The organism is Fibrobacter sp. (assembly GCA_024399065.1).
Taxonomy (GTDB): domain Bacteria; phylum Fibrobacterota; class Fibrobacteria; order Fibrobacterales; family Fibrobacteraceae; genus Fibrobacter.
On the sequence record JAKSIB010000011.1, the window covers coordinates 1 to 12,205 of the forward strand.

9 protein-coding genes are annotated in these 12,205 nt (G+C 52.2%); 5 read left to right on the forward strand and 4 right to left on the reverse strand.

Annotated features, from left to right (window positions below; genetic code table 11):
- Positions 1 to 82: hypothetical protein (locus tag MJZ25_07030; protein MCQ2123923.1), on the reverse strand; the 82-nt coding region annotated here is incomplete at its 3' end.
- Between the two features lie 572 nt (positions 83 to 654).
- Between MJZ25_07030 and MJZ25_07035 the strand changes: the two genes are divergently transcribed.
- Positions 655 to 2,079, forward strand: a complete 1,425-nt coding sequence (locus MJZ25_07035; protein ID MCQ2123924.1) for a glycosyl hydrolase family 5 — start codon at positions 655 to 657, stop codon at positions 2,077 to 2,079.
- Positions 2,080 to 2,318: 239 nt separating this feature from the next.
- A complete protein-coding gene (locus MJZ25_07040; GenBank protein ID MCQ2123925.1) occupies positions 2,319 to 3,872 on the forward strand; it encodes a glycosyl hydrolase family 5 in 1,554 nt (517 codons plus the stop codon).
- Positions 3,873 to 4,259: 387 nt separating this feature from the next.
- Here MJZ25_07040 and MJZ25_07045 read toward each other — a convergent pair whose 3' ends face one another.
- Positions 4,260 to 5,294, reverse strand: a complete 1,035-nt coding sequence (locus MJZ25_07045) for an alpha/beta hydrolase (GenBank protein ID MCQ2123926.1) — start codon at positions 5,292 to 5,294, stop codon at positions 4,260 to 4,262.
- A 188-nt stretch (positions 5,295 to 5,482) separates the two neighbouring features.
- Here MJZ25_07045 and ahcY point away from each other — a divergent pair, with 188 nt between their 5' ends.
- The gene (ahcY, locus tag MJZ25_07050; protein ID MCQ2123927.1) at positions 5,483 to 6,943 is read left to right on the forward strand and encodes an adenosylhomocysteinase; all 1,461 of its coding nucleotides are present in this window, start codon (positions 5,483 to 5,485) and stop codon (positions 6,941 to 6,943) included.
- Positions 6,944 to 7,253: 310 nt separating this feature from the next.
- Here ahcY and MJZ25_07055 read toward each other — a convergent pair whose 3' ends face one another.
- Positions 7,254 to 8,105 (reverse strand): hypothetical protein, encoded by an 852-nt coding sequence (locus tag MJZ25_07055; GenBank protein ID MCQ2123928.1) that lies wholly within the window; start codon positions 8,103 to 8,105, stop codon positions 7,254 to 7,256.
- A 118-nt stretch (positions 8,106 to 8,223) separates the two neighbouring features.
- On the opposite strand from MJZ25_07055, the gene MJZ25_07060 reads away from it, so the two are divergent.
- Both MJZ25_07060 and MJZ25_07065 read left to right on the forward strand, forming a co-directional pair.
- Positions 8,224 to 9,807, forward strand: coding sequence for a murein biosynthesis integral membrane protein MurJ (locus MJZ25_07060; protein ID MCQ2123929.1), 1,584 nt, complete (start codon positions 8,224 to 8,226; stop codon positions 9,805 to 9,807).
- Positions 9,808 to 10,191: 384 nt separating this feature from the next.
- The gene (locus tag MJZ25_07065; protein ID MCQ2123930.1) at positions 10,192 to 10,740 is read left to right on the forward strand and encodes a hypothetical protein; all 549 of its coding nucleotides are present in this window, start codon (positions 10,192 to 10,194) and stop codon (positions 10,738 to 10,740) included.
- Between the two features lie 58 nt (positions 10,741 to 10,798).
- On the opposite strand, the gene MJZ25_07070 is transcribed toward MJZ25_07065, so the two are convergent.
- Positions 10,799 to 12,121 (reverse strand): SGNH/GDSL hydrolase family protein, encoded by a 1,323-nt coding sequence (locus MJZ25_07070; GenBank protein ID MCQ2123931.1) that lies wholly within the window; start codon positions 12,119 to 12,121, stop codon positions 10,799 to 10,801.
- Between the last annotated feature and the right edge of the window lie 84 nt (positions 12,122 to 12,205).

Below are 12,205 nucleotides of genomic sequence, written 5' to 3' on the forward strand. Positions count from 1 at the left end.
AAGTGGTTTTACCGTGGTCAACGTGACCGATGGTGCCGATGTTGCAGTGCGGCTTACTTCTGTCAAAATGTTCTTTTGCCATTTTATTCCTCTTCTTCAGCAGAAGGTTTATCGCTTCGAATCGTAGGAACGGCGCGGGTTAGAGCCTGATTCCTGTTATTTCGCAGAGCATAGGAAGCGGTACTCTACGAATTTTGCTGCTCAAATTTAGCAATTTCAAGAAATATTTCAAGGATTTTTCTTTGATTTTTGGCGAAAAATGGGGATTTTCGGCTTTTCAACACCAGTAGCAGAGCCACCCCACCGGTTGCGCAATATCACGTCTTCAAGAAGTGAAAAACGCCCTTTTTTGCAAAATTTCAACGGTTCAACATTTTTATTCTTCTTTAAATTCCAACTTATCAACACATCTTCAACAAGAAAGAACTTTATCGCAACCCGTTAAAAATCAACATTTTATGAATATGTAAAACATTTTTTACAAATAAAGAATTTACATTAATTTACATTCGTCATCTCGACACATTCGACCAAATTATGACGGAGAACACTTCAAGAACGAAATCCACCCCTATTCCCGAGTTTTTACAAAAGATTACATAATAAGTAATTATCTTTTAGGCCGGTGTTTTTAGGGCAAACAAAGGATTGTAGATGAAGTTTCCATTTTTCAAGGCTCTTGTCGCTGCAAGCGCATTCGCACTGATCTGCAGCTGCGGCGACGAATCCCCGACAAAAACAGAAGATAGCGGCTCCAAGTACATCGTTGCCGATCGTTCCTACATTTTTGTTGACTCCAACAAAAACACATACCTCATTTCCGACAAGGGTGTCGTATCCGACACCAATGGCACTGTCATCGGCCTTGCAGACAGCGCATCCGGTCTTATCGTCTATGCAGACGGCACCCCAATCGCCACGGAAGTCGATTTTTCCAAGCTTGAAGTCGTAGAACCCACCATCATCCTCGCCGATGGCTGGCTCCTCAACACCGACCAGACCTTGATCATCTACCAGGATCTCATTGTCTACGACGCAGCCGGTAATCCCATCGGAACCTTCGTCCTTAACGAAGGCACCTTCATCGGCAACATCTACACCATCGACGGAAACCTCATGGTGAAGGATGTAGACCTGAGCGCCCTGCCTATCGTCTCTGCAAACGTATCCCTTCCGGGTTCCAGCAGCGCAGGCTCCGACGATCTCGGCACTCCGAGTTCCGACAGCAACCCCGGATCTTCCGGAAGCGTCCCGAAATCCTCCAGCAGCGTCGCAAAGTCCTCTTCCAGCTCCGCTCCTCCCCCGAGCAGCTCCAGCGCCGACCCCAACGGAAACTGCCCCGTCATCAAGTACGTGAACGGTGGTGCCAGCGGTTCCGGCTTCGCCAGCCGTTACTGGGACTGCTGCAAGCCCAGCTGTTCCTGGAACGAAAACGCAGGCGGCCATTTGGCCAAGCAGTGCGACGCCAAGGGTAACCAGATCAACGACCCGGGTTCCGGAAGTATCTGTAGCGGCGGCAACGCAGCAACTTGCGTTAGCCAGTCTCCGTTCACCATCGAAGGTTGCGAAAATATCGGTTTCGCCTTCGCTGCAGTTCCTGGAAGCCAGGGCGGTAAGTGCGGTCACTGCTACGAGCTCACCTTCACCGGCGAAGCATATTACTACGATGGCGACCAGAAGAAGTCCAGCACCGGCACCGGTTCCAAGAGATTGAAGAACGCAGGCAAGAAGCTCATCATCATGGCCTCCAACATCGGCTACGACGTCAGAAACGACCAGTTCGATATCATGATTCCGGGCGGCGGCTACGGCGCATTTGACGGATGCTCCTCCAGAATGGGTTGGGGCGACCAGGGCGAACGCTACGGCGGCCTCCTCAGTCAGTGCGAAATCGCCAATAACTATGCCTATGTCAAGGCCAAGAACTGCCTCATCGAAAAGTGCAACAGCAACTTCGGCAGCGACAAGGTGGCAAAGGAAGGCTGCCTCTTCCTGGCCAACTTCCTGGAAGCCACCAGCAACCCGGCACACACTTTCAAGGAAGTGGAATGCCCGGAAGTCCTCAAAAACAAGTACTAATAGCTGGTTAACCCGATATTCAACAAAAGCCTCCGCTAAGGCGGGGGCTTTTTCATTTTTTAGGTGCGTCAAACTTATTTTTTTTATAACAAGTTAAAGTGTGTTACAGGACACGCAACTCAATATGTAACAAAAATTTACATGCACCTGACTGCTTAAAAATTTATTTTTGGGCGCGGATGGAATTGGAAGGGCTTTCTTACAGAAAGTCTAAGTTTTGGTTTTTTTGAGGATTCTTTATGAAACACCCATTTTTTAAGTCCGTCCTGGTTCTTGCAGCAGCTGCAGCACTGATTAACTGCTCCGAAGAGAATACCACTGCCCCCGAAAACGACCAGGTCGTAAGCGGACAATTAGTCGCCAGCGACTACTGCTGGGTTCTCAACACCGACCAGACCTTGCTTATCCTGGCAACTGGCGTTGTAACAGATGTGAACGGCAATGCTGTAGGCTACACCGACCCGACTTTCACGAACATCGTCACTCTTGACGGCACTCAGTTCATCGTCACGAACATCGACCTGAACAATCTTACCATGCTGAACCCGGGTGACCCCATTCCGAGCAACAACTCCCTGATTCCGGGATCTAGCGCAACCGTCGCTGTTCCGAGTTCCTCTGCAACTATTGCAACCCCGGCTTCCTCCGCTGCAAACGGCAATGGCAACGCAGGAACAGTTGTAAACCCGACTTCTTCTGCAACTAACGTAACAGCAAAGTCTAGTTCTTCCGCAAAGCCTGCTTCCTCCACAGGAACCCAGAATAACAACAATCAGCAGACTCAGGGCGGCTCTGACGGCACTTGCTTCGACAAGCCTTCTAACAAGTATGTAAAGCCCTACGACAATCTCAACGTGAACGGTGCATCTTACGCCTACAAGGAAGACTGCACCATCAACTGCTATTACGATCCGCAGGGCAAGAATTGCGCAAGCCTCGGCTCTAGCACCAACACCAATAATAACCAGCAGCAGACTCAAAACAATAATCAGCAGCAGTCTTCTTCTAGCAAGCCAAAGTCTTCCAGCTCCGCTCCGAAGTCTTCTTCTAGCCAGCAGCAACAGCAGCAGAGCGGCAACACTAGCGGCACCGTTTCCAGCAACTACACCATCAAGTACGTTGCCGGCGGTAAGTCTGGTTCCGGCTATGCCTCCCGTTACTGGGACTGCTGCGAACCTCACTGTGCATGGCCCGAACACGGCGGCAAGGCATCCACTTGCGACGCAAGGGGTAACAAGGTCCAGGGCGGTTCCCAGAGTATGTGCGATGGCGGTAACGCAGGCATTTGCCGCGGTCAGTTCCCCATCGTTGTCAACGACACCCTGGCATTCGCCTTTGCAGCAACTCCGGGTGGTGAAAGCAACTGTGGTAAGTGCTTCGACCTGGTATTTACTGGTCAGGGCAAGTATGCAACCGACAACCATACCAAACTGAAGGGCAAGCATCTTATCGTTATGTCCAACAACGTGGGTTATGACGTGGCCGGCGGCCAGTTCGATATTATGATCCCTGGTGGTGGCTTCGGTATCTTTGACGGTTGCTCCGCAAAGATGGGCTGGGGCTCCCAGGGCGCACGCTACGGTGGACTCCTGACCGAATGTGAAGAATCCTCCGGATATAAGGCATCCACCTACAAGAGCTGCCTCACCAACAAGTGCAACACCTCCTTCGCAAACGACCCGCAAGCCAAGGAAGGCTGCCTGTTCCTCGCCAACTGGATGAATGCTGCAGGTAATCCACTCCACAACTACAAGGAAGTGGAATGCCCGCAGGAACTCATCGCAAGATTCTAGTCTGAAGTTCTCCTGAATTTGAAAAAGCTCCCGGCGAAGCCGGGGGCTTTTTTGCTGTACTCTGGTGAGGCGGGTGACGGAACAATTCGCGGGCACAGCGGAACACTGGCGCGAACTGCGAGGCGGGTGACGAAATGTTCCAAAGGGGCAGATCCGCCCTGATGAACGGCAGGCATAGAACTTGTATGCAATCGGGGGAGCGGAAGACGGGACGGCCAGCAATAATTGTACCGCGGGAATGGAGGCACGGCTGAAGCGAGGGGGCGAGTGCCGGAGTTAATTTGTATGAAGTAGCCCCCACCCAAAAAAGTGCTGCCCCTCCCCTGCACAAAAAAGGCCTGCGGAAAATTCCACAGGTCAAGTTCTTGCAAGCTTTTTGCCCGGCAATTATTCAGCGGCCATGGTCGAAGCGGGAAGTGTTTCGTCCAGGAAGTTGAAGATGATGTTGTAGGCGTTGTCGCGGACAGGTTTCTTGGAAAGGACGATATCGTGGAGGGCGCCGGGGATTTCGGCCATGGTGATCTGGGAGCCCAGTCGTGCGCCGTAGCGCTTGATGTCTTCCACGTTGAGGACGCCGTCGCAGCGGGTATATTCGTCGGCCCATTCGTCCTGATCGATGCTGCAGTCGCTATGCATCACGAGGATCGGGGTGTCCAGCTCCAGACCCTTCTGCACGAAGGCGTGTGCCTTGTGGATGGCGCGAACCCAGGCGAAGTTCACGGGGATGCTGTTGATAGTCTTGATGGTGGTATCGAATTCCCATTCGCCGCGGTACTGCTTGAGCAGGCTTTCAGCGTAGTTGGTATTTTCACCGCGGGGAACGCCGAAGCTCGGAAAGAACTGGCCCAGCACGGAAATGCCCGGGATGATCAGTTCGCGGGTGAGGAACTCGTAGTTCATTTCCAGGAAGGGGCTGTTCAGAACCACGGCGGAGAAGTCCTTGCCTTTTTCGCGGGCGTCCGCATACATGGTGGCGACGAGGCCGCCGGTACTGTGGCCGATAATTGCCACGGGAGCATCAGGGTGCTGGCGCTTCATTTGGGCGACGCAGGAATCCAGCTCGGGATAGTATTCCGCGATGTTGTGGACTTCACCGATGCGGTCGCCTTCTCGGAGGGAGCGGCCATAGTTGTGCAGATCGACGGCATAGAATGCGTAGCCTGCAGAGTCGGCCTTTTCAGCCATTTCCCGCTGGAAGTAGTAGTCGTTGAATCCGTGAATGTAGAGGACGGATGCCTTGGGCTGAGCAGTCGCAGAATCAGCCGCAACGAAACTGCCGAAGGGGTATTCAACGATGGTGGCGTGGAAACTCGGGAACTGGGCGACGGGTTCGGTATCGAAACTGCGCGCAATGAAAGGTTCCCCCAGATAGGGATCCTTCACGGCGTCTTCTGCAACGGCATTTGCAGCCAGCAGAGACAAGCCCAAAAAATAAACCCAATTGCTCACCTTTACCACGGAAAAGCAATATAACAAATTGAAAACTCTGAAAACTTACTTTTTTATCACATTTGCAAGTGGGGCTTAAGGGGACCGAAAAGAAGCTTTTTAAGTGGTTTGATTTGAAAGGAAATATGCGAATAACTATATTTATGCATAGAGGTATTAATATGGAATACAAAGTTAAAGATATCAACCTTGCCGCCTGGGGCCGCAAGGAACTGGACCTGGCCGAAACTGAAATGCCGGGCCTCATGGCTCTCCGCAAGGAATACGAAGGCAAGAAGCCTCTCGCTGGCGCACGCATCATGGGTTCTCTCCACATGACCGTGCAGACCGCTATCCTCATCGAAACTCTCGTTGACCTGGGCGCAGACGTTCGCTGGGTCTCCTGCAACATCTTCAGTACCCAGGACCATGCTGCCGCTGCAGTTGTCGTGGGCAAGAAGGGCACTGTGGAAAACCCGCAGGGTGTTCCTGTTTTCGCTTGGAAGGGCGAATCCTTGGAAGAATACTGGGAAAACACTGCCAAGGCTCTCGTATGGCCCGACGGCAAGACTGCAGACCTGATTGTGGACGACGGTGGCGACGCTACCATGCTGGTGACCTGCGGTGCCGAGTTCGAAGAAGCAGGCAAGGTTCCTGAATTCAACCCGGAAACCGACTCCGAAGAATGGGGCGTGTTCCTCGCAACTTGCAAGAAGATTTTCGAAAAGGATCCGAAGCAGTGGACCCGCGCTCGCGAAACCCTCAAGGGTGTTTCCGAAGAAACCACTACCGGCGTGCATCGCCTGTACCAGATGGCCAAGGAAGGCCGCCTGAAGTTCCCGGCCATCAACGTGAACGATTCCGTGACCAAGTCCAAGTTCGACAACCTCTACGGTTGCCGCCACTCCCTCATCGACGGCATCAACCGCGCTTCCGACGTGATGATGGCCGGCAAGATCGCTGTGGTCTGCGGCTACGGTGACGTGGGTAAGGGTTGTGCCCAGTCCCTCCGCGGTCAGGGCGCTCGCGTGATCGTTACTGAAGTGGACCCCATCTGCGCTCTCCAGGCTGTGATGGAAGGCTACGAAGTGAAGACTCTCGACGAAGTCGTTTCCGAGGCAGATATCTTTGTCACCACCACCGGTAACATCGGCATTATCTCCGCCGCTCAGATGAGCAAGATGAAGCATCGCGCCATCGTGGGCAACATCGGCCACTTCGACAACGAAATCGACATGGCTGGCCTCAAGAAGATTCCGGGCATCGTTCGCAACGAAATCAAGCCCCAGTACGATGAATGGATCTTCCCCGATGGCCACAGCATCCTCGTGCTCGCTGAAGGCCGCTTGCTGAACCTCGGCTGCGCTACCGGTCACCCCAGCTTCGTGATGTCCGCTAGCTTCACCAACCAGACCATCGCCCAGATCGACCTGTGGCTCAACGCTACCGGCAAGCAGACTGTGGCTGGCATCAAGTACGAAACCGGCGTCGTTTACACCTTGCCGAAGATCCTGGATGAAAAGGTTGCTCGCCTGCACCTCGAAAAGCTGGGCGTTCACCTGACTACCCTCACCCAGGCTCAGGCCGACTACATCGGCGTGAAGGTTGAAGGTCCGTACAAGGTGGACTTCTACCGTTACTAATAGGCGCGAGGTCCGAGGCTCCAGGCACGAGGCACAATGATCGTGAACTAACGTCTCGACATATCGCAAAATAAAAACGGCTGCGTGATGAACGCAGTCGTTTTTTAATTGTTTTGTCGTAGAGCGAGCTCTGCCGCGACACTCGGTTTGCTAGTAATGGCGCTCGACTTGTTAATAGTGGCGGCGCTTCACGCCGCTTACTCACTTCGCCCCACCTAAAGGTGGCCATGTCCACGTAAGTGCTAAAGCACTAAGTGGCCAAAGGTCGGCCATAGGAAAATGCAAGCATTTTCCTGCGGCACTCACCTTGCTAATAGTTGATAGCCAGGTAGAAGTTGAAGGCGCCGTAGACGTGAGCGGCAGGTTCCATCTTCAGAACGTTCACGAGAACATCGTAGCTTGCGCCAAGTTCCAACTGAGTGGTGGTGGTGCGGAACACGACCATACCGACTTCAACGTTGGCGGCAAAGCCAAAGCCAAACTTGTCGCCGAAGGTGCTCTTGGAATATTCGTTCAAGTAACCATCGTACTGAAGACCAAGACCGAAGCCACCGCCAACATACGGGGAGTAAATGTCGTTGAGGAAGAAGTATCTACCGCCGAGAACGCCGATAGCCTGAGTTTCAAAGTAGTCACCGAAGGCAAAGTTTGCGTTCATCACAAAGGTGATGGAACCATGGGAAGTCATTTCCCAAATACGGCCGTGGTGAACGAGGAGAGCCAGGGCCCAGTCACGTTCCGGGTTCATTTCTTCGTGGCGCCAGTTGTGCCAAGTGGAGAAACCGATACCCCAGCTTCTGAAGGTGTACTTGCAGCGCTTCAGTTCCGGGATGGAGTCGTCGTCGAAGGGAGACTTTGCAGGCATCACATCATCTTCCACCGGTTCGGTAGAACCAGAGGTGTTTGTGCCAAACAAGGTATCGTAGTCGGTAGAAGCATAAGATTCCTCGGAGGAGGAAGATGCTACAGCGGGAGCTTCAGCTGCGGCAGTTTCAGCCACATATTCTTCAGAAGAACTGGAAACATATTCTTCCACGGAGCTGGAGCTTTCTGCCTCAGAGATTCCGGAGACATCTGCGATATAATCGTCAGCGAGGTAGTCTTCCTGTGCAAAAACTGCACCGGCAAGAGCGATGGTAAGGACTGCAAAAATTTTCTTCATGATACCAAATATACAAACAAGTGGGGATTCGCGCAAAAACCATTTTGTAACATCTTTCTAATTTTACATGCGTTAACATAACTAAGACCGGTTTTCAGCATTAATCCGTCAAATTACTATGAATAAAGCCGCCATTATTGTCGCTGTCAGTATGCTCCTCAGCCGTGTGCTGGGAATTTTCCGTGAAATGCTCCTGGCCCATGCCGCTGGCGTGTCCCTGGAAAAGAACGCCCTGGACCTTGCCTTCATGATTCCGGACATCCTGAATCACGTGGTCAGCACTGGTTTCCTCTCCATCATCTTCATCCCGATTTTCACCGGCTACAAGGTGGCGGGTGACGAAGAGAAGAGCTGGAAGTTCTTCAGCAACGTGCTGAACACCTTCGGCATGGCATTGCTCATTCTGGTGGTGCCCGCATTTATCTTCATGCCGGAACTTCTGCAGCTATTGACTGTGGAAGGCGCCACCCCGGAACTGATTGAACGCGCCACCTACTACGGCCGCATCATCCTGCCGGGTCAGATTTTCATCTTCGTGGGAAGCATCCTCGTCGCAGTGCAGCACACCCGTAAGCAGTTCCTCATCCCCTCCCTCACCGGCTTGATCTACAACGTGGCCATCGTGGGCGGCGGCCTCGCAGGTATTCTGCTTGGCAAGCAGAATGGCGTGAACTACGGTCTGGAAGGTTTCGCCTGGGGCGTTCCCGTGGGCGCGTTCATCGGCTTCTTTGCACTGCAGATTTTTGGCGCAAAGAGGGGTGGCGTAAAATACGAATTCATCTTACAGCCTACTCATCCGGATATCGTTCGCTACTTCAAGATGATGATCCCCATGTCCCTGGGCGTCGGCTCCATGTTCGGTCTTGAATTCATCATCAGAAGCTTCGGCGCCAACTTCGGCACCAGCGGTATCTCCAGCCTCAACTACGCCTACCGCGTGATGTACACTCTCGTTGCCGTCTTCGGATTCTCCGTTTCCGTCACCAGCTATCCTGACATGGCTCGCCTCGTGAAGGAAGGCCAGATCAAGCAGCTGAACGAAAAAATCTGGAAGAGCCTTTCCCGCATGTTCTGCATCTTGATTCCTGCAGTTGTTGCCGTGTGGGCCCTCTCCTTCCCCGCTGTCCGTATCCTGTTTGAACGCGGCGCCTTCCATCGCGAAACCACGGAAGCCATCACTGAAATCCTCCGCTGGTACTTACCCGTTTCTCTCGGCCTTTGCCTCCAGGCAGTTCTCGTGCGCAGCTTCTACGCTGCAGAACGCATGTGGCTCCCCACCCTCCTGAACACAGGCATCTTCGCATTGACCATCCCCGCCTACTTGCTCCTTGGCGCACCGCTTGGCATCAAGAGCGTTCCTATCGTAGGCGCAACCGGCGCCCTGCTGCAAGTCATTTCCATGATCTTCATGTGGGCCCGCAAGAACGGTACCGACGGTATGAAGGAAGCCTTGATGAACATGGGTCGCGCACTGGTCGCCTTCGGCATCATGATTTGTGCCGCCCTGGGCCTGGACCACGTTACCGGCGAATTCGTCCGTAGCACAAGCCTCGTGGTTCTCGTAATCTACAGCTGTATTGCCGGCGTAATCCTTCTGGCAGTCACCCTCTTCATCCAGAAGCTTTTGGGCAGCAAGGACGCAGGCGACATCCTGAACGAACTCCTGGGCAAGGTTCTAAGAAAACTCCACTTGAAGAAATAAACAGCAAAAAAAGCGCTGGTAATTTTCATATACCAAAAAGAGCGGCCCCGTCGAGCCGCCTCTTTTTGCCCTAAATTCGCCAAAGAAGGCCTTTTTTTAGAGCAAAAGTGTAATCTATATCACACCTGGGCGATACAGTAGGGACAGTTTGGGACATTTTGAGGGTTTGTATATTTAAAATTTACCTAGATTCAGCTAAATTTACATTGCAAACTGAGAAATACATTGTTATAAATGGATTGCTCAAGTTTAAAGAATTTTGTCCTAAGGGACATCAAGGATCCTCCTAACCCCCAAAAAGCTCTCGATGGCCTCGGCTGTCGGGAGTTTTTTTATATAATTTTCTCATAGTTGGAGTTAGATGCTATTTGCATTGGGGGTCGAATGAAGATCTTAACAAAAATCATCGCACTGTTTCTAGTGGTTTCGTTGGCAGGTTGCGCATACAACCACCCGAACCCAATTGCCCGAGACGTTTCCTACGGGGCGACTGCGGGTGCCCTACCCGGGCTGGCCATGATGTCACTCCTTGCAGAATCCGACGATGCAGCAGACGCAGAAACCGAACTCGGGTTCTTTGGATTATCCCTGGTGGTCCTCGGAGGAGGAGCCCTTGTGGGTACCGCAGTGGGCGCAGTCGTTGGCGTAATACAGTGGTTTATTGAAACCGCAAATTACGATCCCACCAAGGATCCGGACCATCCCGACTACATCCCGCCACAGCAGTACCAGGCGCCGGAACAGTACGATTCCTATGACGAACCGCAGGCTGTCCGACAAGGTGAAGATTATTCCGAAGAGGCTGAGCAAGCCGCGCCACAGGCGGTCCGTCAAAGCGAGGAATACGCTCCCGAGGCAGTCGAGCCTGCGGAGGCCGCCGAGCCAGCCGTCCAAGAAATTCAAGATTACCAACCTGCACCTGCAGCACCGTAAAAAAGAAAAAGGAATCCCTGGCGGGATTCTTTTTCTTGCAATTATCAATACGATAGAATTATTTTATATGTACTTTCGCGGTCACGGAATGACCATGGCTGCGGGCAACCACCATGTAATTTCCGGAAGGAAGGTTGCCAGTATTTTGCATCACCTGCCCCATGGGATTTACAATGCTGACGCTGGCATCGGAATCCATTCCCGAGATACGGATGGACTTGTCTACCACACTTATCTGCGGAACCGCGAAACGAATATTGCGAACCTGCGCAGCCCCAATTCCAGCAGCATCGCTAGCCGCATACAAAGGCGCCACAGCTTCCGCCCACAGGCGGTGCATGCTTTGCGCACCTGATGGCATGGGATGCACGCCATCGCCATTGGTGGCGATCAATTCTTCCGGATGATTCAAGAAGTGGTTGTAAAAATCCGGCCCCTGGGGAAGGTTGTTCTTCTCCACAAGATCGTCAATGGCTTTTACATAATCCGGATGCACCTGCCATTTCGCAACCGCAGGATTAGTCGCCATGATCCTCGCAATAATCGGGGTGATTCCGTGAGCCTTTGCAGAATCAATGATGGTCTGCATATTGCGAGTAAATATTTGCAGGTTATCCTTGCTACCGCCCCAGGCATCATTGGTCCCCATTTCAATAGCCCAGTACTTTACGTTGGTCGCATTGTCCATGTAAATAGAAAAGGCATCCATGATGTTGGACGTGTTCACGCAACCAACTCCGCCACGAATCATCGCCGGGGTAAACGCAGGGAACCGTGCATGGATGAAATCAGAAAAAGTGGAGTCCACGGCGATCTGCTTCAACCCCATTTGGCTGATGCTTGTACCCAAGAAAAACCATGTGTCGGTACCACCGTTGCTGATATCGTAGGCGCCAACTTCCTCGAACATCTGCACCTTTTCTGCACTCATGATGCGGAACCAGGATTTACCCTTGAAGTCAATTTCCACGCCACGGGACATCACAGGATTGTTCGTCACCTGCAAGGCGATTTCCCAATCACCGTCTACGCCATTGGTTGAATTTGCAGAAGTCAGGATAGCGAAATTCTTTAAAGGGATTCCCAAGTGCTGACAAATAGTTTGTACATACTCGTTCCCTACCCAGCCCTCATCTCCGCGGGTGTCCCAGGTAATGAAAAGCTTTGTAGGCCCCTCACCCACATTCAAGGCGATGTCGGTCATGTCGAACTGATGATCATCCAAATGGCCATCGGTATAAACGCCAGGATTACCTGAGGCTACGGCCCCCGAAATATAAAGATTCCTGCCCGCACTCAAATTAGCATTGGGCGTAATCCCAAAAGCCGCACCAACGGCAAGCGCAGCAAAGCACATGGATTTTAGTCCTGGAAGTTTCACGCATACTCCATCGTACTCCTAACGCCCAGAACTATCACTTTTAAAAAAAATAATACTTTATTACAACCTCAACAAAAAAAGGCA